The sequence below is a fragment of the Flammeovirga sp. AWQ4_249 genome (genome assembly GCF_056161045.1).
This window is the reverse complement of the sequence record NZ_JBSWYJ010000021.1, coordinates 39937-66308: the sequence shown is the minus strand read 5'-3', so window position 1 is coordinate 66308 and position 26372 is coordinate 39937. Positions and strand designations below refer to the sequence as shown.

Annotated in this window: 22 protein-coding genes and 1 pseudogene; 13 read left to right on the top strand and 10 right to left on the bottom strand. The window is 32.4% G+C overall.

What is annotated here, in order from left to right:
• Positions 1-24: 24 nt before the first annotated feature.
• The 10 genes from moeB to ACXAHM_RS15815 all read left to right on the top strand — a co-directional run bounded on the left by moeB (position 25) and on the right by ACXAHM_RS15815 (position 8038).
• Entirely contained in the window at positions 25-1101 is a 1077-nt protein-coding gene (moeB, locus tag ACXAHM_RS15860; RefSeq protein ID WP_474961579.1) for a molybdopterin-synthase adenylyltransferase MoeB, read from the top strand.
• A gap of 98 nt (positions 1102-1199) precedes the next feature.
• Entirely contained in the window at positions 1200-2183 is a 984-nt protein-coding gene (locus ACXAHM_RS15855; protein ID WP_474961576.1) for a glycosyl transferase family 90, read from the top strand.
• Positions 2184-2223: 40 nt separating this feature from the next.
• Positions 2224-2646 (top strand): hypothetical protein, encoded by a 423-nt coding sequence (locus ACXAHM_RS15850; RefSeq protein WP_474961574.1) that lies wholly within the window; start codon positions 2224-2226, stop codon positions 2644-2646.
• A gap of 21 nt (positions 2647-2667) precedes the next feature.
• Positions 2668-2991 carry a hypothetical protein gene (locus ACXAHM_RS15845; protein ID WP_474961571.1) on the top strand — a complete coding sequence of 108 codons (324 nt, stop codon included), beginning with the start codon at positions 2668-2670 and terminating at the stop codon, positions 2989-2991.
• A gap of 622 nt (positions 2992-3613) precedes the next feature.
• Positions 3614-3781: a hypothetical protein gene (locus ACXAHM_RS15840; RefSeq protein WP_474961568.1), complete on the top strand. Its 168-nt coding sequence runs from the start codon at positions 3614-3616 to the stop codon at positions 3779-3781.
• Between the two features lie 4 nt (positions 3782-3785).
• Positions 3786-4658: an N-acetylneuraminate synthase family protein gene (locus ACXAHM_RS15835; RefSeq protein ID WP_474961565.1), complete on the top strand. Its 873-nt coding sequence runs from the start codon at positions 3786-3788 to the stop codon at positions 4656-4658.
• Between the two features lie 78 nt (positions 4659-4736).
• On the top strand, positions 4737-5894 hold the full coding sequence (locus tag ACXAHM_RS15830; protein WP_474961562.1) for a cytidylyltransferase domain-containing protein: 1158 nt from the start codon (positions 4737-4739) through the stop codon (positions 5892-5894).
• A 177-nt stretch (positions 5895-6071) separates the two neighbouring features.
• The gene (locus tag ACXAHM_RS15825; protein ID WP_474961560.1) at positions 6072-6203 is read left to right on the top strand and encodes a hypothetical protein; all 132 of its coding nucleotides are present in this window, start codon (positions 6072-6074) and stop codon (positions 6201-6203) included.
• Positions 6204-6270: 67 nt separating this feature from the next.
• On the top strand, positions 6271-7005 hold the full coding sequence (locus tag ACXAHM_RS15820) for a polyprenol monophosphomannose synthase (RefSeq protein ID WP_474961558.1): 735 nt from the start codon (positions 6271-6273) through the stop codon (positions 7003-7005).
• Position 7006: 1 nt separating this feature from the next.
• Entirely contained in the window at positions 7007-8038 is a 1032-nt protein-coding gene (locus tag ACXAHM_RS15815; RefSeq protein ID WP_474961554.1) for a glycosyltransferase family protein, read from the top strand.
• 275 nt (positions 8039-8313) lie between these two features.
• On the opposite strand, the pseudogene ACXAHM_RS15810 reads toward ACXAHM_RS15815, so the two are convergent.
• The 3 genes and pseudogenes from ACXAHM_RS15810 to ACXAHM_RS15800 form a co-directional block, all read right to left on the bottom strand.
• Positions 8314-9054 (bottom strand): annotated as a pseudogene (locus ACXAHM_RS15810) (sulfotransferase family 2 domain-containing protein); the annotation flags it as partial.
• Positions 9055-9091: 37 nt separating this feature from the next.
• Positions 9092-10933 (bottom strand): glycosyltransferase, encoded by a 1842-nt coding sequence (locus tag ACXAHM_RS15805; RefSeq protein ID WP_474961550.1) that lies wholly within the window; start codon positions 10931-10933, stop codon positions 9092-9094.
• 5 nt (positions 10934-10938) lie between these two features.
• Positions 10939-12777: an ABC transporter ATP-binding protein gene (locus ACXAHM_RS15800; RefSeq protein ID WP_474961547.1), complete on the bottom strand. Its 1839-nt coding sequence runs from the start codon at positions 12775-12777 to the stop codon at positions 10939-10941.
• 143 nt (positions 12778-12920) lie between these two features.
• Here ACXAHM_RS15800 and ACXAHM_RS15795 point away from each other — a divergent pair, with 143 nt between their 5' ends.
• Complete coding sequence (locus tag ACXAHM_RS15795; RefSeq protein WP_474961543.1) at positions 12921-13565, top strand: NAD(P)H-binding protein; 645 nt, start codon at positions 12921-12923, stop codon at positions 13563-13565.
• Positions 13566-13666: 101 nt separating this feature from the next.
• Positions 13667-16090: a DUF6089 family protein gene (locus ACXAHM_RS15790; protein ID WP_474961541.1), complete on the top strand. Its 2424-nt coding sequence runs from the start codon at positions 13667-13669 to the stop codon at positions 16088-16090.
• Positions 16091-16133: 43 nt separating this feature from the next.
• Here ACXAHM_RS15790 and ACXAHM_RS15785 read toward each other — a convergent pair whose 3' ends face one another.
• From ACXAHM_RS15785 to ACXAHM_RS15755, 7 genes are all read right to left on the bottom strand, one after another.
• A complete protein-coding gene (locus ACXAHM_RS15785) occupies positions 16134-17228 on the bottom strand; it encodes a PCMD domain-containing protein (RefSeq protein ID WP_474961538.1) in 1095 nt (364 codons plus the stop codon).
• Positions 17229-17239: 11 nt separating this feature from the next.
• Entirely contained in the window at positions 17240-17989 is a 750-nt protein-coding gene (locus ACXAHM_RS15780; protein WP_474961535.1) for an outer membrane beta-barrel protein, read from the bottom strand.
• A gap of 82 nt (positions 17990-18071) precedes the next feature.
• The gene (locus ACXAHM_RS15775; RefSeq protein WP_474961533.1) at positions 18072-18884 is read right to left on the bottom strand and encodes a DUF6048 family protein; all 813 of its coding nucleotides are present in this window, start codon (positions 18882-18884) and stop codon (positions 18072-18074) included.
• A complete protein-coding gene (locus ACXAHM_RS15770; protein ID WP_474961531.1) occupies positions 18865-19818 on the bottom strand; it encodes a hypothetical protein in 954 nt (317 codons plus the stop codon). The genes ACXAHM_RS15775 and ACXAHM_RS15770 overlap by 20 nt, the downstream gene beginning before the upstream one ends.
• 192 nt (positions 19819-20010) lie before the next feature.
• Positions 20011-21189, bottom strand: coding sequence for an acetyl-CoA C-acyltransferase (locus ACXAHM_RS15765; protein ID WP_474961528.1), 1179 nt, complete (start codon positions 21187-21189; stop codon positions 20011-20013).
• Between the two features lie 31 nt (positions 21190-21220).
• Positions 21221-23629, bottom strand: a complete 2409-nt coding sequence (locus ACXAHM_RS15760; protein WP_474961524.1) for a 3-hydroxyacyl-CoA dehydrogenase/enoyl-CoA hydratase family protein — start codon at positions 23627-23629, stop codon at positions 21221-21223.
• Positions 23630-23710: 81 nt separating this feature from the next.
• Complete coding sequence (locus ACXAHM_RS15755) at positions 23711-24229, bottom strand: MarR family winged helix-turn-helix transcriptional regulator (protein ID WP_474961520.1); 519 nt, start codon at positions 24227-24229, stop codon at positions 23711-23713.
• 304 nt (positions 24230-24533) lie between these two features.
• Between ACXAHM_RS15755 and ACXAHM_RS15750 the strand changes: the two genes are divergently transcribed.
• Positions 24534-26312 (top strand): ABC transporter ATP-binding protein, encoded by a 1779-nt coding sequence (locus ACXAHM_RS15750; RefSeq protein ID WP_474961517.1) that lies wholly within the window; start codon positions 24534-24536, stop codon positions 26310-26312.
• Positions 26313-26372 lie beyond the last annotated feature (60 nt).

The following is a 26372-nucleotide window of genomic DNA, read 5'->3' as shown; positions in this document are numbered from 1 at the left end:
TACAGTATTCAGAAGAGAATGACTATGTTGACAAAAGAGGAATATAAACGATACGACAGACATATCCGATTAAAAGAAATCGGTGCAGAAGGACAAGAGAAACTTAAAAATGCTTCCGTACTTGTGATTGGAGCGGGTGGTTTAGGATGTCCTGTTCTTCAATATTTAGGTGCAGCCGGAATAGGTCATCTTATTATTGTGGATCATGATGTGGTGTCAATTTCTAACCTTCAACGTCAAGTATTATTCTCTACAAATGATATAGGAAAGCCAAAAGCCGTTGTTATTCAGGAACGACTTTTGGCTATGAATCCCGATTGTAAAGTTGACGTAATTCTAGAACAATTCACTAAAGAAAATGCTTTAGATATTATCCAAAAAGCTGATGTTGTTGTTGATGGTACTGATAATTTTTCTTCAAGATACCTCATCAATGACGCATGTATAATTGAAGATAAACCTTTGGTTTCTGCCTCAATTCAAAGCTTTGATGGGCAACTTTCTGTTTTCAATTATCAAGATGGACCTACTTACAGGTGTATTTTCCCTAATCCCCCTTCTCAAGAAGAAGCTCCTAATTGTAATGAAATTGGAGTGGTCGGTTCTATGGTTGGGATTATGGGCACAATGCAAGCAACTGAAGTTATTAAGATCATAACTGGAGCTGGAAATGTACTCAGTGGGCAATTGTTGTTAGTAAGTGGACTTGATATGTCATTTCAATCTTTAAAATTTAAGCGAAATTCAAAAGTTGCCAACATATCCACATTAGGTGAGTATAACTTTGACTTCTGTGCTATTCCAGATGATGAAATTGAGATAGATTATGCACAAGTTGAAAAGTTACTCCATGAAAATGTTGATAACTCTGTCTTAATTGATGTTCGTGAAGAATATGAACGTAACATTGATGATATTGGCGGATTACATATTCCCTTGGCTGAATTAGAAGATCGTTTGGATGAAATTCCCAAGGTTAAAAACATCATTTTTTACTGTCAATCAGGTAAAAGAAGTCGTAAAGCCATTGAAGTTTACGAAGCTTACCAAAAAAATAATCCTAAACTTTTCAGTTTAAAAGGAGGAATGGAACTACTATAGTCTAGAAATGTAATATCTTTGCATCAATTCCTATGGATTATACAACTTTATCCATTAAAATTAATATATACACAAGCAAAGATCAATTCATTAAGGCTATGACGAATCTTAAGTATTTCTTATCCTCCCTTTTACACTTTAGGCATATACCATTAAAATTAACCTATTATGTCAATAATTTTGGTAGTTTATACTTGATCCCTCGTGTTTTTTATAGATTAATTCTAAAAGGAAAATTAAACACTACAAAAGACAAAGAGTATATTGAAAATAGAGTCAATTACTACATGAAAAAAGAAGGGAAGTTTAAGTTATCAGAAAAAGCCCTTCAAATAAATCAATTCAAAAGAAAAGAACATTCTAGTGTCTATTTTTTAGATACAATGAATATTCTAAAATATTTCAACCCTCTTAATAAGGTAGATTTTGAATTTGGTGATGTTATCACAATTCCTTCTACTCCTTCAATTGTTAAAAGTAGACCAATCAAAAAAGGAAATGAAAATAATGTTCTTTTGAAGTTAAATAAAATCAGGCATTTCAATTTCATTGATGATTGGATTGATTACAAAGACAAAAAAAATATGCTTGTGGCTAGAGGAAATGTCTTTGTAAATCATACCAACAGAATTTATTTTCTTGAAAAATTTGCAAATCATCCAATGTGTAATGTGGGATCTGTAAATTTAAGAAAAGATGTTAGCAATGGTAATTGGCTCAAATCAAAGATGAGTATTGAAGAACAATTACATTATAAATTTATCTACTGTTGGGAAGGGAATGATGTAGCGACTAACCTTAAATGGGTGATGTCTTCTAATTCTTTAGCTGTGATGCCAACTCCTCAATTTGAAACTTGGTTTATGGAAGGAACCTTGATTCCAGACCATCATTATGTACATGTTAAAGATGATCTTTCTGACCTTGAAGAGAAATTAAATTACTACAGTAATAATATTGAGGAAGCTCAAAAAATCATTAAAAATGCAAATGATTATGTAGCTCAATTCGAGAATGAAAGTCGTGAAACTACAATTCAACTTCAAGTAATGCAGAAGTACTTTGAAGGGGTTGAAAAGTAGATTTGAAATTTAAATAATAAAAATCAGTACAGTTAAGCCTATGAAAGTTGCTGGTTTTAGTTTTATCAAAAATGCTATCAAATACGATTACCCTATCGTAGAAGCAATTAAATCTATCCTTCCTTTGTGTGATGAATTTATCATTTCTGTTGGAAAATCAGAAGATCAAACCGCTGAATTAATTCAAAATATTGATCCAAAGATTAAAATTATTCCGACTATTTGGGATGAAAATTTAAAACAAGGAGGTGAAGTATTTGCCACTGAAACAAATAAAGCACTCCAAAATATTTCGGCGGATGTGGATTGGTGTTTTTATATTCAAGGAGATGAAGGACTACATGAAAAATATCTCCTTGCTGTAAAAGAGGCAATGCTTCTATATAAAGAGAATCAAGATTTAGAAGGATTATTTTTTCAATACAAGCATTTTTATGGATCTTATGATTACGTTGGATTCTAGACAAAATAGTATCGTAAAGAAGTGAGAATTATAAAAAATGATCCCTCAATTTTCTCTTATAAAGATACTCAAGGTTTTCGAAAAGAAGAAAATCAAAAACTAAAAGTAAAAGTAATTGATGATTTCATTTATCATTCTGAAATTGAGTTTGATTATTCATCAATAGACCTTCTTGACTTATTTACAGGTAGTCACCCTAGTGTTTTTCTACCCAGAATACAAAAGATGAATTGGAAATTTGATAGAGATCTTACTCTAAATAAAGTCTCTTTTAAAGAAGGTTTTAAACAAATTATCAAGAAAATAACGGGTGGATACATCATTGGTGAATATAAAAATTATTAAATAATTGCCTGAATTAACGTATTCAATAACCTTATTTTCTTTATCTACAAACAAACTTCTATCTTTGCACCGTGAAAGAAAATCTAGTAATAACACCAACATATAACGAGATTGAAAACGTAGAGTTAATCATACGTGCGGTTATGAATCTCGAGACACCTTTCGACATGCTGATTGTTGATGATGGTCACCTGACGGTACAGGTCAGAAGGTCAAAGAGTTGATAGCTAAATTCACTGAACTTCTATTTTTAGAAGAAAGAATAGCCAAGAATGAACTAGGTACTTACATAAAAGGCTTAAATAGGCATTGGAAAGCGGTTATCAATTTATCTTTGAAATGGATGTTGTTTTTTTTCACAACTTAAATGAATTTAAAAACTTTACAAAACGTGTAAAGAAGATGGCTACTTGATCAAGATATAAATTTGTAGTCAATGTGGTAAACTGACCAATATGAAGAGTTTTTAATTTCTTATTTTGCTGATAAACATGTATAATCCATTACTAGACTTCTAATAAATGATACTACTGTTGGTTTTAAGTTTTACACGAACAGAGTTTTAAATATTTTACTTAAGAAAAATAAGATTCATTTTGTAGGATGTGTTTTCCAAATTGAAATGAAATTCAAGACTTGGATGTATGGTTATAAAATCCAAGAAGTACCTATTATATTTACTGATAGAACCAGAGGTACTAACAAAATGAGTACTAGTATTTTTAAAGAAGCTTTCTTCGGAGTAATTACTTTAAAAGTCAGAAGTTATTTTAGAAAATTTAATCGATAAAAATATGGAATATATTGCACCAAAAGTTATTGCTGAAATTGGATGTAATCATATGGGCGAAATGGAAATCGCTAAAGAATTAATCAAATTGGCTTACATGTGTGATGCAGATGTAGCGAAATTCCAAAAAAGAACTAATAATGAACTTCTTACTGAAGAACAATACAATGCTCCTCACCCTAATCCAAGAAACTCTTACGGTGACACTTATGGTGCGCATAGAGAATTTTTGGAGTTTACAGTAGAGCAACACCAAGAATTAAAAGACTATTGTGAGTCTTTAGGTATTGTTTATTCTACTTCTGTTTGGGATGTTACTTCTGCAAAAGAAATCGTTTCTATTAATCCTGAATTAATCAAAGTACCTTCAGCTTGTAACAATAACTTTGATATGCTAAAAGTACTTCGTGATGAATATACTGGTGAAGTACACGTTTCTACTGGTATGACATTAAAGGATGAAGTAGAGCAAATCATTTCTTTCTTTGAAGAAACAGGTGCTGCTAAAGACCGTTTAGTTGTTTACAACTGTACTTCTGGCTACCCAGTTCCTTTTGAAGATGTATGTCTTTTAGAAATCAATAATTTAAAAGCTGCATACCAAGATAGAGTAAAACTTTTAGGATTCTCTGGTCACCATTTAGGCATTGCTATTGATATGGCTGCCTATACATTGGGTGCTACTTGGGTAGAAAGACACTTTACAAAAGATAGAACTTGGAAAGGTACTGACCATGCTGCTTCTTTAGAACCAACAGGTTTGAAAAAGTTATGTCGTGATTTAAAGGCTACTCACCAAGCATTATCTTATAAAGAAAAAGAAATTCTTGATATCGAGCAGGTTCAAAGAGATAAACTTAAGTACAGAAAAGCTTAAGTAAAATCAATATAAAGTAAAACCAAAAAGAGTTGTTTTTAATACCTTAAATTCAACTCTTTTCTTTTAGAAATAAATATGAAAACAGTTGCTTTTATACCCGTTAGAGGAGGTAGTAAATCAATTCCAAAAAAGAATATTAAACCTTTCTGTGGTCAACCTTTAGTGTATTGGACAGCTTTGGCTGCGCAAGATACTGAAGCTATTGATGAATTAATCATTGCCACTGATAGTGACGATATTGAAGAAGTTGTAAATGCTTTTGGTTTTAGTAAATTAAAAGTATACCGTCGGTTAGAGGAAAATGCTCAAGACATATCTTCTACAGAAAGTGTCATGTTAGAATATATAGCAAAGCAAGATTTAAAAGATGAAGATCGCTTTATGTTAATTCAAGCTACTTCACCTTTACTACAAGCTTCTGACTTAATAGAAGGTATTCAACTACTTGAAACTTCTGGAAATGATTCTTTACTGAGTGTATCTGTTGTCAAACGTTTTTTCTGGAGTGAAGAAGGTACACCTTTAAATTACGATTATAAAGCTCGCCCAAGAAGACAAGATTTTGATGGTGCTCTTATTGAAAATGGTGCATTTTATATCAATTCAATCAAGAATATAAAGCAAGATCATAATCGTCTCAGTGGGAAAATTGCAGTGTATAAAATGCCTGAATATACCATGACTGAGATTGATGAGCCGGATGATTGGGTGATTGCTGAAAAGTTGATGAAGAAATATATAATTAATGAAAAGAAAGAAGAGAAGACGATTAAACTTTTCTTATCTGACGTTGATGGTGTACTTACTGATGCAGGAATGTATTACACAGAATCAGGTGATGAATTGAAAAAATTCAACACTCATGATGGTATGGCTTTTCAATTATTGAGAGAAAATGGGATCAAAACTGGCATTGTCACTTCTGAAAATACCAAAATGGTAGAAAGAAGAGGTCAAAAAATGAAAGTTGATTTCTTATATCAAGGAAAAAAGCATGGTGGAAAGCTTGAAACAGCTCAGAGTATTTGTGATGAACTAGGAATTACCCTTGAGGAAACTGCCTACATTGGGGATGATATTAACTGCTTTGAATTACTATCTAATGTAGGAGTTGCTGCTTGCCCTGCCAATGCATTACCAAAAATAAAAGCAATTCCTAACATCAAGCATCTTACAAAAAGTGGTGGTGAAGGAGCTGTAAGAGAATTTGTTGATTTTCTTCTTTCTAAATAATATTGAATCTTTCAACACAACATCTTTTTTTTATTTCAAGTCATTCCACATATATCGTCTTAGTGTTAGTTATTCAAAATGAAAAATTCGCTGCTAAAGATGTGATTTTTCATCAATAGACCTCCTTGACTTATTTACAGATAGTCATCCAAGTGTTTTTTACCCAGAATACAAAAGATGAATTGGGAATTTGATAGAGATCTATCTCTAAATAATATCTCTTATAAAGAAGGTTTTAAACAACTGATCAAGAAAATAACGGGCGGTTACATCATTGGTGAATATAAAAATTATAAAATTATTAAATAATTGCCTGAATTAACGTATTCAATAACCTTATTTTCTTTATCTACAAACAAACTTCTATCTTTGCACCGTGAAAGAAAATCTAGTAATAACACCAACATATAACGAGATTGAAAACGTAGAGTTAATCATACGTGCGGTTATGAATCTCGAGACACCTTTCGACATGCTGATTGTTGATGATGGGTCACCTGACGGTACAGGTCAGAAGGTCAAAGAGTTGATAGCTGAATTCCCTGATCGTCTATTTTTAGAAGAAAGAACAGGCAAGAATGGACTAGGTACTGCTTACATACATGGCTTCAAATGGGCATTGGAAAGAGATTATCAATTTATCTATGAAATGGATGCTGATTTCTCTCACAACCCAAATGACCTTGAAAAACTTTACAAAGCGTGTAAAGAAGATGGCAACGATATGGCTGTTGGATCAAGATATAAGTCTGGAGTCAATGTGGTAAACTGGCCAATGGGAAGAGTTCTAATGTCTTATTTTGCTAGCAAATATGTACAATTCATTACTGGACTTCCAATAAATGATACTACAGCTGGTTTTAAATGTTATACAAACAGAGTTTTAAATACTATACTCACAAAAGATAAGATTCATTTTGTAGGATATGCTTTTCAAATTGAAATGAAATTCAAAACATGGATGTATGGTTATAAAATACAAGAAGTACCTATCGTTTTTACAGATAGAACTAGAGGTACATCTAAGATGAGTACAAGTATTTTTAAAGAGGCTTTCTTTGGAGTAATTACTTTAAAAGTCAGAAGTTATTTTAGAAAGTTCAATAGATAAAATGAAAATAGGAATTATTGAGTTAAGTAAATCACATGCTGAATGTATTTATACACAGCTACTTTTTTTCAAACGAATGAGTGATGTGAAAATTACTTTAATAAGAACGCCTAATTTATTACATTCTTCAAGTGACTTTCAAGATGAATTTGATGAAGTGAAAACATTTGATATCGATAATTCATCTTTAACAGATTTATGGAAAGTAAGAAAATACGTAGTAAACAAAGATTTTGATAAAATTATCTTTAATACAGGACAAGGAGATATTGCTAAAAAGCTATCACTTTTTCCATATCCTAAAAAGATAGAATTTATTGGTATTTTACATAATACGAAAAAATTACAAAGAAGCATTGGTCAAAAAATAATAGGCTTAAAGTGTAAAAAATATTTTATTTTAGCTGATTATCTTTTAAGAAATACGACCAAATCAAAAACAAAATTCACTTCAATTTACCCTATATATTTCCCTAATTATAAATTAATTGATATTCCTAAAGAAGATGGGGAAGTTTGGATAACTATTCCTGGCAGTATTAATTTTAAAAGGAGACCTTATCAAAAGTTAATTCAACAAATTTCTAGTTTCAGAGAATATAAAAATATAAAGTTTATTCTTCTAGGGAGTAGTAATACTGAAAATATAGAACATTTAGAAAAACTAATTGAACAAAATAATATTGAATCTAATATAATTTATTGGAAGGATTTTCTCAGTAATATAGAATTTCACTCTTATTTAAAAAAGTCTGATTATATATTACCTTTTGTTGAAATTACATCAGATAATGATATGTATAATTTTCAAATTACAGGTACTTTTAATTTAGCATATGCACATCAGAAAGTTATGATTCTTCATGAAACTTTAAAAAAAGAAGAATTTAGGAATAATGCTGTTTTTTATTCAGATATTAATATAAGGGATGTAATATTAGGTTTAATAGATACTCCAAGGGAATTTATTTTTGAAAAGAAATTTGATTTTAATTATCAGCTGGAAAAATTCTCTTCGTTTATTTTAAGCTAAAGAAATATTTCAACAAAAGTTTAAACTATTGAAAATAATTTGTAAAAATAAACGGAGTATATAAAACCCCGAAAAATGTCTAGATTGACTTTCCGGGGTTTTAATATGCTTTCTTGTTTAAATTTAAAATACATCTTGTTATTCAAGTAAGTTACCTTTTACCAAGACTTTCAAAATAAACTTGAAATCTAAACTTTGATAGGTATTGAAATCTATTTCCAAGATTCTCAAAGTAATATGAGGTAGTATTCATTTTTACTCCCACTCCTATTTTTTTAATTTAATAACTTTATTAGTTGTCTATAAATAAACTTATTAAAGCCAACACTCATTTGATAATTGAGCGTTAAATGATTTTTATATCTCTCTTTAGGTAAGATTACTTTGTTAAGTTCTTTCTCATGTAAAGCCAACCTTTTAGGGAATAGTTCATTTTTGACATATTCATATAGTTCAAAGTCAAGTGTATTCATTTCCTTTATAATATCTAATGATTGAGGATCTTTAATTACACTATTTTTAATTGAATTATCTTGAGCGATAAGCTTTCGCATATACTTATAATTCATTGGTTCTGGACAGGTAAGTTTAAGAAGCTTTAATGAATCATTAAATTTTTCAGTAATACCTACAAAGAAATATTTATCTGTCAGGATTTTTTTTTTTGCCTTTTCTACATCATCACATCCTGTAATCATTTTTGTTTGCATATTATGTTTATAATTATCTTTAGCCCACTCTTGAAAACTTTTCTGATAATTATTTCTAATACATTGATCTTGATAATGAGAAGCTGTTCGTGTTATAGGATCACGGAGAAATGTCATAAAATGGAGATTAGGCTCACTAAGGTTTTTGGTAGGCTCTTCTAAATTATGTCCTGAAATACATTTTATTTCCCCAAATATTTTTTTTGCAAAATCTAAATCCAATTGTGTAAAAATTGCTTTTTTATTTTTCAATGAATCTACATGTTTTTTCCCAAATGTATTTCTCAAAATAAACTTTAAAGATGTTCCTGCAGTTTTTCAATATGAACGAATACAAGCAATTTTAATTTAATTGTAGTATTTCTTTTAACCTAGAATACAAATCATCTTGATTAAACTTTTCAAAGAGGATTTGATTACCTCTTTGTCCCATTTTGTTAGCTTTTTCATCATCAACTAATACATCAGTAATAGCATTTGCCATTGCATCAATATCTAAATAGTCGACAATATATCCTGATTTATCATTTTCAATAATTTCAAGAGCAGATGTTTTATCAAAAGCAATACATGGTAAGTTACAACTCATAGCTTCTAAAAGCACAAATCCAAAACCTTCCCACCGAGATGGTAATACAAGGACTTTTGCTTGTTGGATGAAAAACCTAACATTTTTTTGGAACCCAAGAAACTCAATAGAATTATCAAGTTTCAAACTCTTAACTTGAGATTCTAAATTTATTCTTTCGATTCCGTCACCTACAATTAATAATTTACCATCTGGAACCTTTTTTATTACTTTTTCCCATGCTTTAATAGCTAAATCAACACCTTTTTCTTTCGCTAATCGACTAACTATTATAGCTGTAGGAGTTTTCTTAGGTGAGGGTAAAGATTGATATTTGACTACATTGTGTAGAATACTGTTGTCTACATTACTATACTGCTTGAAATTTTTCATAGCAGAGTCTGTAACAAGTGAGTTTGATACTATTTTATCAACATATTTTTTAAATAAAAATTTATTCCAAAAATTAAATGTTGGTGAAATCGGAATACCTCTTCTAAAGATGATATTAGAAACACCTTTATTCCTCGCTATAGGTGCAACTAATTTTAATTCTAATGTTGAATTAAGAATGATGGATGATACTGTTTTTAACCTATCTTTTAATTCCACTTTATTCATAATTAAAATTGGAATAGGTAGTATAGGTAAATGAATGCTTATATAAGGTAAATTATCTTGTTTAATCTTTTCTTCTAATTTACTTCCTTTAGTAACAATAAATAAAATATTATGACCTCTATTAAAAAAAACTTTGCCAGATGAATAAAACCATTCTTCACCTCCTCCCCATGTTTTTGAAAGGTTAGCAAATGCAATAGTATCTCTATATTTACCTTGATGAAGATTCTTCATCTTGGTAACTTTTGCATGTTCGAACATTTTAAAATACTTAAAAAATACTGTGATAGATACATAGGCTGAAATAAGAAAACCTCTCCAACCTGAAAGAAAGCCCCTTTTTAAAATATAACTTCTGAAGAAAGCAAAGACAGTCTTTAGAAAAATCATGAAAGGAGGAACCACACGTTTGTTATTGATATTTTGTTCAACATTTAACGTTGTATAAAATTGCATCTTTTCTATTATTTCAGAAATAGATGTGTAAGATTCGTGATAAAGTTCACCTTTTAATTTGATTTTCTTTAAGTTTTTAACAATTATCGTCTCATGAACTTGTACATCAGTAAAGTTTGTGATGTTTTTATTATAGATCCTATAAACAAATTCATTCCCCCAATCTGTAGTAGTAATTTTCTTACCTAAATACTCATTTACTCTATGAATTATTCCTACTGAATTCTTATTTGATAGGTCATAATTAGCTATAGATTTTAGTAGTTTTGAAGAAATAATTTCATCTGAATCAATAGAAAAAACCCAATCATTCTTGGCATAAGAAGCTGCTAAATTTTTTAGGGGACCAAAACCAGTAAACGGTGAATGAAAAACTTTCACATTATCAAACTGTTCAGCAATTGACAATGAAGAATCTGTAGAACCATTATCTAAGATGATTACCTCTTGAAATGATTGTAAAGATTTCAATGTTGCTTTCAATGATTTCTCAGCATTTTTCAAAATCATTACAGCTGAAATATGTGTAATATTTATCATATACGTTATTTAGTGTATTCTTGAAGCTCTTGAAGTTTTTTGTAAACTCCATTCTCAATGTTCATCAATGAAGCATGATTACCTTCTTCCACAATCTCCCCTTCTTTCACAACCAAAATTTTATCTGCTTCTTGAATAGTTGACAATCTATGTGCAATGACAAGTACAGTTCTACCTTTCATTAAATGTTGAATGGCATTCTGTACTAATTTTTCTGATTCTGTATCCAAAGCTGAAGTTGCCTCATCTAAGATAAGAATTTCTGGATTTTTTAAGATCGCTCTCGCAATACTTAATCTTTGTTTTTGTCCTCCAGAAAGTTTTGATCCGCGATCACCAATAATAGATTGATAACCTTCTTCCGTTTTCACAATAAACTCGTGAGCATTCGCAATTTTTGCAGCTTCAATTACTTGTTCTTCTGTAGCTTCAGTACCGAATGCAATGTTATTAAAGATTGTATCATTAAACAGGATAGATTCTTGTGTTACAATCCCCATATGAGAGCGTAAAGAATTTAATGTATAATCTTTAATATTATGTCCATCAATATCTACACTTCCTTCTCTTGGATCATAGAATCTAGGAATTAAATCAGCTAAAGTAGATTTACCTCCACCAGAAGGACCTACCAAAGCAACCATTTGTCCTTTTTTCAATTCGAAATTAATGCCTTTTAAAACATCTTTATCTTCATATCCAAAACGAACATTTTTAAATTCTACTCCTTCTTTGAAGTCTTTCAATTCTTTTGCATCAGCTGCATTTTTGATAGTAGGTTCTGTATCTAACAAATCAAAAATACGCTCTGTTGCTGCCATACCTCTTTGAATTGAACTTAAGTTTCCTGAAATCGCTTTTACAGGGTTTAATACCTGCGTAAACAAAACCAAGTAAGCCATAAATTCTGCAGCAGTAAGGGATGCATCAGCAGATAATACAATAGTACCACCTAAGTATAAAAGAACACCAACAAAGAAAACCCCCATAACTTCAGACAAAGGAGAAGCTAATTCTCTTTTTGAAGCGAATTCTTTGAATGCTTTAACATAACCTTGATTATTCTTCTCATAAGAAGACTTTACATATTTATCAGCATTGAAGCCTTTAACGACTCTCATACCAACAATCGTCTCATCTAGTACACCTAAGAGATCTGCTGAGATATCTTGTAAATTATGAGAAACTTGCTTTAATTTTTTTGCAATAAGACCAATTGATATACCTGAAACAGGTAAAATCAGGAATACAAACATGGTCATTTTCGGTGATAAGTAAATAAGTGTACTAAAGAATATCACCAACATAATTGGGTCTTTGATAAATGTTACTAAAGAACCAAAAGCTTTTTCAGATTCAGTAATATCAGTTGTTGATCGAGCTATGATATCACTTTTTTTAGAATTAGTTAAATAACCAATATCTAAACTTAAAACTCTATCAAAAATACTAGTACGTAGCTTTGCGATAGTTGTTCTTTTATAATTTTCGGCTAATCTTCTCTCGATGTATCGAAATGTATTTGTAAACAATGAAGCCAAGAAAGTGAATATACAAATCAACATCAAGGCACTTAATTTTCCTTTTGCTAGAATTAATAAACCAAATTCTTGATATGCATAATCTTTTATAAATGCTCCAGTGAAATCGAATTCATTTAAGGTTAAAAGCTTTTCTGGAATTTCGAATGATTTTTCACTATTAAATAAAATATCTAATAGAGGAATCATGAACGTGAAATTTAGTAAACTAAACACACTCATGAATAATGACACAAAAAAGTAGGGAACTAGAAAAGAAGCAAGGTCACCTCTGAATGTTAAAAGTCGTTTGTATATATTCATATGCTCTTCGAGCTAAAAATGTTATTCGTATTTGTTTGAGCAACAAATGTAATCATTGCTTTCATAAACCTCCCTACTTATTTATCAGATAATAACATTTATTTCAAAGTCTTTATTATTTTTGAAGCGTTAACATCATCATTATGAATACAAAAACGGCATTAATAGTTGGAAGTACAGGTCTGATTGGTAATCATTTACTACAAGCATTACTTCAAAATGATCAATATCATAAAGTCATTTCTTTGAATAGGAAGTCCTCCGGTATTCAACATGAAAAATATGTTGAAATGATTATAGATTTTGATACATTATCTACTTTATCCTTACAGCAAAATATAGATGATGCTTTTTGTTGTTTAGGGACTACAATGAAAAAAGCGGGTAGCAAAGAAGCTTTCTACAAAGTAGATTATACTTATGTCATTGAGTTTGCCAATCTAGCAAAAAAAGAAGGAGCTCAAACCTTCCAAGTCGTTTCTGCAATGGGTGCCAATGCAAAATCACCTTTTTACTATAATCAAGTAAAAGGAATGATGGAGAAAGAGCTTTCAAAATGTAAGTTTTCTACACTAAACATCTTTCAACCGTCGTTATTACTAGGAGAAAGAAATGAAAATAGAGCTGGAGAAGATTTTGGAAAAGTACTCAATTCTCTTTTTTCTTTTATGATACCTAAAAAATACAAAGGCATAGAAGGAAAAAAAGTCGCCTACTTTATGATAAAAAAAGCACAAGAAATTAATAAAAGAGAAATTAATTTCTTTACTTCAGATATGATGCAGTAATTTTTTCAATAAACACTCTTCATTTTTTAACTATCAAACTCTACTTTAAACTTATGTATCCCAAAAGTTTTAATCATAAGCTAAACTTTCTATTCATGTTGATGTGTTACTTTTTTATCCACCAACACGGTTTAGCACAACAAAAAAAAGATATCCATGATTATGCACCCACTACTGATAAACATTGGAGTATAGCAATCTATGGAGGTACTAGTAACTATTTTGGAGACTTAACATCAAAGGCTTCTCCTTTTAGTATTGATCCTTCATTATCAGGAGCGAGTTTAGGTTTTGCATATGAAAAAAGATTTGCACATCGCTTTTTATTTAGAGCTGAATGGGGATGGTCTCGTTTATGGGGAGATGACGCTCAAACAGCAGAAGTTGGTAGTTTTGAATACAATAGAAATCTACACTTTAGAAATGATGTTTACCAATTATCAGCTTTAGCCCAAATTGATATTTTTCCTCATTATGGTCATTTTTCTGAAAGAAAAAGATTCTCTCCTTATATTCTCACTGGTATTACTGGATTTGTTCATAATCCTATGGGAAAAACAACAGCACAATATGGTGATACTTGGGTAGATCTCTCTCCTTTGGGTACAGAAGGACAAGGCAGTGAACTATATAGAGATTACTATAATAAGTTAGGGTTAGCAATTCCGTTTGGCTTAGGGGTAAATATTAAAGTAACAGATAGAATAGATATTGGTCTCGAATGGGTAACTCGATTTACTTTTACGGATTATTTAGATGATGTTAGTCGTAGTTATGTAGGAGATGCTCATTTTGGCGAAAATACTTTTGCTGCAGCGATGGCGGATAGATCTATCGAAAGTACTGCTATTCTAACAGGAGATCCAAGACAAGTTCCTGCTATGAAGTTTAGTGCAGGGGACAAAAGAGGTAGTAATGATAAACGAGATGGTTACTCAAATTTTTCTATTAGAGTAAAATACATTCTTTCAAAAAATAAACCACCAAAAGATCTTTCTTGGTTACACAAAAATCATGAACACTTCAAACCAACATTACATGCTAAAAAGGTAGAAAGTAATACTCGTGGAGGTTCAAAATTCACGAAATATCAAGATCGATATAACATTCAAAATTTAGCAATCAATACTGAAGGTTCTGAAAAATCTCCTCAGTTTTATAAAGATGGTTTAATTTATTCTACGGATAGAAACGATAGAAAACATTTCAATAAACATTACAGAAAATCTTATTACAATTTCTACTTTGCTCCGTTGCATGACTTATATCGTAATGAGCAGACCCGACCGATTGCAATAGATAGTTCTAGTTTCAATCATTATCATCATCATTCTGCAGTACAAATTGATGATGAACATATCGTTGCGACTCTTTATCATGCTGATGCTCCAAATCAAGAAATTGCTCAACATAAACTTTTTATGATTGATATTCTGGGAGAAAATATTTGGACTAATATTCAGGAATTACCATTTAATAATGAACATTATTCTATATCGGAACCAACATTAAGTCAAGATGGAAATACAATGTATTTTGTCTCTGACATGGAAGGAGGATTTGGTGGAACAGACATTTATGTAAGCTACCGCTTAAATGATCAATGGACTTATCCTATTAACCTTGGAGAAATTGTCAATACTCCTGGAGATGAAGTTTCTCCATACATTCATCCAGATGGTTCGTTATATTTTGCTTCAGATGGACATGAAGGAATGGGAGGTCTTGATTTATACGAAAGTTACATAAAAGACGGGAAGATTTTTGCCATTGCTAATTTAGGAGCACCTGTAAATTCACAATATGATGATTTTGGTTTAATCTTAAATCCTGTAAAAAGAATTGGCTATTTCACTTCAAACCGTTTAGGAGGGAAAGGTGGAAATGATATTTATCAATTAAATGTCAATGAAATCAATTTGTCAAGGATGTTGACAGATGAGCATGAAAACCTCTTTACTATTGAAGCTATGAAACTAAAGGGAAAAGTAGTTTCGGAAGATTCAAAAGTTGCATTGCCTAGAATTTTAGTCAGTTTAAAAAATCTAGAAACTAATGCTCTTATCACAAAAAGGACTGATGATAATGGAAATTATGAATTTGATATTTCTAATGAATCAAACTATGAAATCTTTCCTTCAGCTTTTGGGTATAAGAGGATGAAACCTACTCAAATCTCCACAGTTGGTGTATTTGGACGACATACTATTGATGAAACATTGGAAATAGCTCCACTTGCACAAAAAGTTAAATTATATGGGCAAGTAACAAATAAGAATACAGGTGAAGTCTTAAAAAATATTGAGTTAGTATTTATTTCACCAAATGAAAACGAAAATATTTATGTAAAATCTGATGCTGAAGGTAATTATAGTATGGAAATCGTAAAGGATAAAAAATACTATTTCTTTGTTGAGGAAAAGGGATTCCTGGAAAAGAATTATCAAATTCCAGACTTATCTAAATTTAGAACTGTTACTTCGATGAAATATAATATTCGATTGGACCCTAAAGAGATGGAATAAAAAAAAGAGGATGTTTGAAAATCAATCAAACATCCTCTTTTTTTTAATTGTCATATTGTAAATCAAAATTATCAATAGTTAAAACACTGCCTACAGCTCCAGTAAATGAATCTCCTAGAGCACTTGATGAGAAGACAATGATTATATGAGTTGGAAACTCTGATGGATCTGCCCAACTATCCTCTTCTTCACCAGGCCAGGTATTTAATCCCATATATGGTTTTTCGGCTAATGTTTCTGCAGGTATTTCTCCGTAAATAAAATCCATTTCCAAAGAAGTCCAATCCGCCACTTCATCTCCACTTCTAAACCATGCAGTTCCTAACCTTTGTCTTGTTCCATCATCCTGCCTTACTTGAAGAACCACATAAATATCTGTAATATCATAGCCAGGACCTTCCACATCTCCTTCTCTATAATCTGTTCCTGGAACATAAGTATAATCTACTGTAAAACTAGAAGGTTTACTTCCAAAAGGTCTACCAAAATTAATATTACTTCTAGGGTGATTTGCATCAGGAAAATCATCCGTAAATTTTCCTGAAAAAATACTTCCTGCCGATAATAATTTAAGTGCTCCTAACCCAACCATTTTTGTTTCCATCTTTGCATAAACTCCACGATCATCCGTTGAGTCTGGAGAAACTAAAAATGTTGCAGAGCTGACAATAGTTGCCGCCTTATTTGGAGTATCCCAATATTGAGAACCATTTGTTGCGTCTCCAGGTGACGGTTGAAAATAACTATTCACTTGATACCATTCATCAAAACTCGAATTTGGTATCACGTCTGCTTGAAGATCTGCATGTACTTTCCATACTGAAGAATCACCATTTTCTGCAGTTACAGTATATAAAACTGTATCTCTAAAATCTTGAGGTTCTCCAACTCCTGGATTTACGGTCGACAAACTAGAAGTTGTAATTGAAGTTGGGGATAAATTTGATCTATCTGCTCTCTCATTAACTGGAACGACAATTATTCTATTCACAGAATCAATAACGGTTGTTCCGGATTGCATTTCTAATTCAAAACCTTGAATTTCACTTTGATTTGATAACCCAAAATAATCCCAATCTACACATGAGGTAAATACAATTGGTAAAATGCTAATAAGTAATAGTTTAATATTTTTCATGAGCCATTTAATTAGAAATAGTAAGCAACTGCTAATTTGATTTGCAATAGGTTAATTCTAAAATTTAAATTAAAGTCAGTTTTTGTAGACTCTTCTACATAATCAGTTGTCGAAGTCTTATGATCCATCTCTAATCCTAGTAAACCTACAGAGGCTTCAAAAGCAAAACCGTCCGCAATAAAAGCGGCTAATCCTGGCTGGATTCCAATACCTAAAAGTACCTTATCCGTCAAAACTTTACTTGTACTACCATTTGTTTCATTTTGAGTCAAAGTTCTCGTTGCTCCAACTTGTAGAGCTGTTTGATTAAATAAACTAAATCGTCTATTAGCACTCAAAGGAATATAATTTCTCAAATAAGGTGCAAAGAAATACCCATGTGATATCTCCCTTAAATGTGTTGTTTCGTCATTAGCAGTATAAAGTTCATCTTTATTAGAGCTTTTGTACTGAAACTCAAGTCCGACCATAAAAAAGTCTTTAATAAAATATCCTCCTTGAACTCCAACTTGGAATGAACCATTATCTTGACTGTGTAATTCTCTAATAAATTGATCTTCATTTTCTGCAGAACTTGTCGACAGTTGAAGAGTTAATGAGGTATACCATTGCCCTCTTCCTTCATTATGATTAAAATCTAAATCTCTTGGGTCTTGGTCTGTATCGGTTTTAGTAGGTTGCTCGCTACTAACACTATCTTGAGCGTTAATAATAGATACACTGATCATATAAATGAATAGTGTATAAAATAAGTTTTTCATATTTAGTAATTAGATAAGAAAAATAGAGAGTTTTATTTATCTAAATAAGATACTAAATATTTGGAATAGATTAAGAAATAAACTAGAACTTTTTAGGTGGTCTTGATAGAGTATACATTCTCATTAATGGAATCCTATAAAGTAATCTAAACTGAAAGTTTAATCTTGAACGATCATCTTTATTAAAATACCAGCCTGGAATATCATTTTTAGTAATAGCTGTAGGTGGAAAATCCTTTTTTATTGTATAAGCAAAACCAAAATCAGCAATAAAATTTTTTACCAACAATACCTTAATCGCTACCGTCACCTCAAACCAGTCCACATTTACATTCTTCTCTGTAAGATGTTTTAATGTAGCACCTTCTTCCCAGTAACCATTACCTGTACTATAGTAGTCTGCAGATTGATCAAAGGTAGAATTCGCATATTTAAAACCGAAAGAAAGGCCACTTGTCTCTGATGATCTTTTCATCACGTTGTATTCCACACCTACTCGATAAAAAGAACCGTTACTTCTGTATTTAAAATAATTAGATTCAGGATTTTCTCGAGTTCTATCCATTTGCCCATATTCAGCCGTAATATAATAAGCATTACGAATCATAATATCTCCATAAAGTGTATAGGCATTCATTCCATCAATAAATGCTGATTGCATCAATGGTCTCATATCTGCACCGAGACGAATAGCTGAAATCACAAAAAACTCTGAGCCTTTTGGTTCACCCTTTTTGTTTAATGGCCAAGGTTTTTCTACCTCTACCGAATCTTCTGATAATCCAGTCGCAGTTTCTTGTCCTGTTTTGAGTTGATCATCCTGAGCCAGAGTTTCAAGAGAAATACCCAAAATGAATAGACATAATGCAAATATTTTAGATATAGAGTTTAACATTTGGCCAATTTGGGTTAGTATTAATAGTAGTTCGATCAATTTCCATTCGCCTTATGTTAGGGCCATTTGGATATTCAATTTCAGGTAATTGTACTCCTCCTGTATCTAATAAAATATTTCCTACACCATCAAAAAAGATACATCCTGTTTCATCATCACTTATGGTTGTATTCGTATTAAATACTACTTTCATTTCTTGAGTAATCGTAGTATTTGCACTATCTCTAACAAATACAAAGGTAGTACTCGATGTTCCATTTAATGGTAAATAAATTGTACTGAATCTATCTGAAGAAGTATAAATTGGAGTAATTTCTTTTCCTTTTATATAAATTGAATCAAATGAATATTCTTGTTGAATACCATCTTCATAATCATAGTATGTACAGATCAAATTTCTACTTGCTGTCTTTTCTGTTGCGTCACACACATCGATCACAAAACGTACATTTTCTGTAATTGTATCAGCTGTAATTGTACTACTTGTTACGACTACTGAATCGAATAATGATAATTCTCCTCCTTTGTAACTTGTCATTCCAGGTCCTCCTGCATTAGGAGATACTTTTAATCCTGTCAATTGTTCATATGCACCACAATCAGGTCCATTTACTTCCACAGAACTCTCATAACTAATGTAAGTTGTATCGACTGTACCATTTGTAATAAAAGAAAAACCAGTTTCTCTTGACGTAACTTTTAATGGTAATAAATACTTATTGTTCGCCATTTTTGTGATTTCAACATCACTACCAACCCCAACTACAGACTCAAAATCAACATCGATTGCTGATGATGGATTATTTTTATCATAAAAAGCTCCCACTGCAAAAGAAGATGGATTAGAATAGGCATCACAATCTCTACATGATGGGATTACAAAAAATATAGACAAGGGTACCAATGACAGCAATCCCCTTTTGATTAATTTCATCAAGTTCATACAACAAATTTAAGGAGCAATTCACAATATAAAAGCATTTTTGAAATTGGATTAAGATTTCGTACTACAAATCAATCAATTCTTTTTATAAAAAATTGCTTCTTCTAAGATTAGGTAACTTAAAAGCAAAAAAAAGCGACCCCGAAGAGTCGCTTTACCTGATGACATTTATCTTTTAAAAGACTATTTTAATAATTCATAAATACCTGCTACACCTTGGCCTCCACCGACACAAGCTGTAACCATTCCGTATTTCTGATTACGTCTTCTCATTTCATTGAAAAGCTGAACTGAAAGCTTTGCACCTGTACATCCTAGAGGGTGACCTAATGCAATTGCTCCACCGTTTACATTTACAATACCTGGGTCAATATCAATGTTTTTCAAAACAGCTAATGATTGTGCTGCAAAAGCTTCATTTAATTCTACTTGCTCAATATCTGATAATTTAAGACCTGCTTGAGCTACTGCTCTTGGAATAGCATCTACTGGACCAATACCCATGATACGAGGATCAACCCCTGCCGAAGCATAAGATACCATTCTTGCGATAGGCTCTAATTTTAATTCTTTCACCATACGCTCAGACATTACCATTACAAATGCTGCTCCGTCTGAAGTTTGTGATGAGTTACCTGCTGTCACTTGTCCACCTTGCTTGAAAGCAGGTTTTAATCTACCTAAACCGGCAGCATCTGACTTACGAGGTCCTTCGTCTGTATCTACAACGAATTCTCTTGTTTTCTTACGGTCACCGTCTAAGTAAGTCTCTTTTACAGTGATCGGAACAATCTCATCCTTAAATTTACCTTCAGCAATTGCTGCTAAAGCTTTTTCATGTGATTTAACTGCAAATTCATCTGCTTCATCACGATCAATACCGTAATCTTTTGCCACTTCCTCTGCCGTAAGACCCATATTCAAGTAATATTGAGGAGTCTCAGTTGCAATTTTGTAGTTCAAACCAGTCTTGTAACCCATCATTGGAACCATAGACATTGATTCGGTACCACCTGCAATGATACAATCTGCCATACCTGCACGGATTTTTGCCGTTGCCATAGAGATTGTTTCTACACCAGAACCGCAATATCTGTTTACTGTAACTCCTGGTACTTTTAAATTATCTGGAGCAAAAGCCAATAATGAAATCATTCTTGCCATCTGCATACCTTGTTCTGCTTCTGGAATTGCACAACCTACAATTAGGTCATCAATTCGTGTTGGGTCCAAAGCGGGTACACTTTGAACGAGATGTTGGATGACATCTGCTGCTAAATCGTCAGGACGTGTGAATCGAAATCCACCTTTTTTCGCCTTGCCAATTGCTGTTCTATATCCTGCTACTATGTAAGCTTCCATTGTTTTAATTATTAATGATCGTTGTTAAAGATTAGTTTCTAAGTGGTTTACCTTTGAATAAAATACTTTGGATACGCTCCAACGTTTTCTTCTCACCTGATAAACTCAAGAACGCTTCACGCTCTAAGTCCAATAAATATTGCTCTGAAACTAAAGTTGGAGCTGAAAGATCTCCACCATTGATCACATAATTTAATTTACGAGCAATCTTAGCATCGTGCTCTGAAGCCCAGTGTGCATATTGCATACCTGCTACACCTGCTTCAAACAATGCCATACCACCACGACCTTGTACTTTAATATCTCTTCTTTGATTTGCTTGAGCATAACCTAAAGCTGCCATTTCTAACACACGAGTTTTAGCATCAGCAATAACACGCTTGCGGTTTAATGTTACTCTAGAATGAGCATTCATGAAGCCCATGTCACTCATTTCTTCTGCTGAAGTTGCAACTTTTGCTGTCGCAACACTCATAAATGCATCTTGAAGACGGTTGTATTCTGGATCTCCTGAACGGAATGAATCTGAAACGCGAAGTGCCATTTCTTTTGTTCCACCACCAGCAGGAATTAGACCTACACCAACTTCTACAAGACCCATATAAGTCTCTGCATGTGCTTGGATAGCATCACAGTGCATAGAAAGTTCACAACCTCCGCCAAGTGCTAAACCAGAAGTTGCTGCTACTACAGGTACTGAAGAATAACGAACTTTCATCATTGTTTTTTGGAACTGAGCTATCATTAAATTGATTTCATCATATTCCTGATCACAAGCAAACATAAATAGCATCGCTAAGTTCGCTCCTGCCGAGAAGTTTGCTGATTCATTACCAATCACTAAACCTTTCCATCCTTTTTCTTCAGCAATAGAAATTGCCGTATTAATACCTTCGATGTTTTCAGCACCTAAAGCATTCATTTTTGTATGGAATTCAAGGTTCAGTACGCCATCTCCAATATCAAATAAGGTAGCACCCGCATTTCTCCAAACTACATTCTCACCACGCAATGTTTCTAACATTACTAATGATTCTGTACCAGGAACAACTTTATATGATTTAGAAGGAATATCGTAATACAAACGCTTACGATCTTCGTTTTTGTAGAATGAAGTATGTCCTGCTTCAAGCATTTCATACACCCAAGCAGCTGGCTTCTCACCTGCAGCTTCCATTTTTTCTACCGTTTCTTTTACGCCAAGAATATCCCATGTTTCAAATGGACCTAATTCCCAAGCAAAACCAGCTGCTACCGCTTCATCAATTCTGAATAATTCATCAGCAATCTCAGGAATACGGTTAGAGCAATAACGGAACACATCGAAGAATGTCTTACGATAGAATTCACCTGCCTTATCTTCAAAATTAAGAAGAATAGGAAGACGTTCTCTTAGGTTATCTATATCTTTTACCGCCTCTAAAGCTTTGAATTTAGCTCTAGTTTTTGGTTGATATTCGAATGTTTCAAGGTTGATTTCAAGAATGACTTTTTTACCATTCTCATCTTTTGTTTTCTTATAATAACCTTGCTTTGTTTTGTCACCATACCATTGACGCTCGCTTAATTCACTAACGATTTTTGGTAAAACAAAACGCTCTTTTGATTCATCTTGTGGTAAACCTGCATGAAGGTTATTTGATACTTTCACCATTGTATCCAAACCTACAACATCACTTGTACGGAAAGTTGCTGACTTTGCTCTACCAATAAGAGGACCCGTCAATTTATCCACTTCACCTACAGATAAGCCCATTTCTTGGATAGTATGCATACCTGACATGATTGCATAAACACCAATACGATTGGCAATAAATGCAGGAGTATCTTTACATAATACAGTTTCTTTTCCAAGATGAACATCACCGTAATGCATTAAGAAATCAACAACATCTTGGTCAGTGCTTGGACCAGGAATGATTTCTAATAAACGTAAGTAACGTGGAGGGTTGAAGAAGTGAGTACCACAGAAGTTTTTCACAAAATCTTCGCTTCTACCTTCACACATAAACTTCATTGGAATACCAGAAGTATTCGAAGTAATTAATGTTCCTGGCTTACGGAATTCTTCTACTTGTTCAAAAACCTTCTTCTTAATGTCTAAGTTTTCAACTACTACTTCGATTACCCAATCGCACTCTGCGATTTTAGGCATATCATCCGTAAAGTTTCCAGTTGACACTAAGCGCTCAATTCCTTTCTTGAAAATAGGTGCAGGCTTAGATTTTAACGCTGTCTTTAAAGCATCATTTACAATTCTGTTACGAACTGCTTTCGTCTCAAGAGTTAGACCTTGAGCTGCTTCTTTTTCTGATAATTCACGAGGTACTATATCTAATAATAAAACCTCTACGCCAATGTTGGCAAAGTGACATGCGATTCTCGATCCCATAACGCCGGAACCCAGTACCGCCACTTTATTGATAGTTCTGTTTTTCATCGGTTTACCGATTGGTGTTGTTTATTTTGATATTTATTTTGAATGGGGTGTAAACGTTTTTCAGTAGTTAGTTTAATATAATTACTTAGGAACGTTTTCCTCTGTTATTCCAAAACTCTTCAGTTGATCTCGGATTTCTTCGTACATCTGTCCTTTCGGATCTTTGATCACTTCATTAATCCCGTCCATGACTTTGAAGAATGTCATTAAGTCTTCCTGAGAAATTTTCTCTTCTACTCTTCGCTGAAATACTTTAACGGTTTGCTTCGACATCTCCCTTTTTACTTGACCATAGTCTGTTAGACGGATGATGACTTTTCGTTTATCAGTTTTGTCCGCTACTCTTTCAATCAATCCTTTCTCCTCGAAATTTTTCAACATTCTTGTCAAACTTCTTGCCTCCATCCCCATCAAAGGAGCAATTTTAGTGGCAGGAGTTCCTTCAACAGGATCAATATTCAAAAGTACGAAACCAATAGAGTGAGAGATTTCATAATCAGCCCCTAAAACATTATACATTTTAGAGATGGCTAACCAGGTTGCTTTAATACTTAAATCTATCGACTTTTTCTTTTTTTCAGATCTGCGTAACTCGCCCATGCGTTCATAATAATTTTTGTGATGTGTGTGTTTATTGGTGAGATGCATAGGAATATTTTACGTCTAAAATACGCTTATCGTCTCCTTCTAATTTCAAATATATAAATATTTAGTATGCAAGCATAACATTTTTCAAAAAGATTTATTAAAACTTGTTCAGAAAACTAGTAATAATCGTAAAAGTTGTATCACATTACGCACAATAAAAGGATGCTTTCAAACATTTAATTACATTTGTATACTATCTTAGTTGTGCAAACAACAGTTTTAGAAAATCATCGAAATAGATTCAATAGAAAGCTGAATGAAAGAACTCGCTTATCTTAATAAATATATTTATCGTTATGGCTTTAGATTAACAATGGGGATTATCTTTATGATCATTTCCAACATCTTTGCCATTGCTCCTGCACAAGTTGTACGATACGCTTTAGATTTAGTCGTTGAAACATTAAAAACACAGACTTTACTAAAAGGGTCTGATGTTTATACTCCATATATTGATGAATTTTTCCAAGTCGTCTTACTTTACGGTGGTGTTATTGTCGGAATGGCTTTAATGAGAGGTATTTTCCTTTTCTTGGTTCGTCAGACTATTATTGTGATGTCAAGACATATTGAGTATGATTTGAAAAATGACATCTTTGAGCACTATCAGAAATTACCATTGAGTTTTTATAGAAAAAACAACACAGGGGATTTGATGGCACGTATTTCTGAGGATGTTAGTAAGGTGAGAATGTATCTTGGGCCTGCAATAATGTATAGTATCAACATGGTTATTTCATTTGTGTTGACTATTTCATTAATGGCAAGTATCAATGTAGAATTGACTATTTGGGCACTTTTCCCACTTCCATTACTTTCTATAAGTATTTATTTCGTCAATAATATCATCAATAAAAAGTCTGAATTAATACAGCAACAACTTTCTTCGATGTCCACTTTTGTTCAAGAAGCATTTTCAGGAATCAGAGTTTTAAAGGCATTTGTAAGAGAAAAAGAATCATTAGATCAGTTTTCTGAAAACGCCAATGAGTACAAGGAGCGTCAATTAGAATTAGCCAAAGTAAATTCACTTTTCTATCCTTTGATGCTTTTCTTAATTGGTTTAAGTACTATTCTAACTGTTTATGTTGGTGGTTTAGAAGTTGAAAAAGGTGCGATTACCCCTGGTGTAATTGCCGAATTTATCATGTACGTAACACTATTAACTTGGCCTGTAACTTCATTAGGTTGGGTTACAAGTATTGTTCAACGTGCTGCTGCTTCTCAAAAAAGAATCAATGAATTCTTAAGTATTGAACCCGAAATTGTTTCTCCAACAAATAAACCTTACGATATTGAAGGAACGATTAAATTTGATAAAGTTTCCCTGGTTTATCCTGATTCTGGTATTAAGGCATTAGATCAAGTTTCTTTTGATATTGAAAAGGGAAAAACATTAGCGATACTTGGTACTACAGGTTCGGGTAAAAGTACAATTGCAAACTTGATCTCAAGATTATACGATCCTTCTGAAGGAACTATCTATATCGACAACCAAGATCTGAAGACTTTAAATCTACATGATGTGAGGTCACAAATTAATATGGCACCACAAGATGTATTCTTATTCTCAAATACTTTAAGAAGTAATATTGCTTTTGCGAAAGCAGGTGCAACTGAAGAGGATATCATACGAGCTACAAAAAATGCTGGCTTGTGGGAAAATATTCAAAATATGGATAATGGACTAGACACTGTTGTTGGTGAACGTGGAATTACCTTATCAGGAGGTCAAAAACAAAGAGCTACCATTGCCAGAGCAATTCTAGGAACGCCAAAAATATTAATCCTTGATGACAGTTTATCTGCCGTTGATACCAATACTGAAAATGAGATTTTAAATAATTTACAGGAAGTGATGAAAGATAGAACCTCCGTAATTATTTCTCATAGAGTTTCTTCTGTAAAATTGGCAGATAAAATTATCGTTCTTCATGAAGGTAAAATTATAGAACAAGGTACTCATGATGAACTACTTAAGATAGAAGGGCACTATCAAGCTTTATACAAGCAACAATCAGAAAAGAATACTTAAGGAATATTTACAAATAATTGATTAGATTTGCCCACGGTTCATAAAGGCTATAATTAGAAA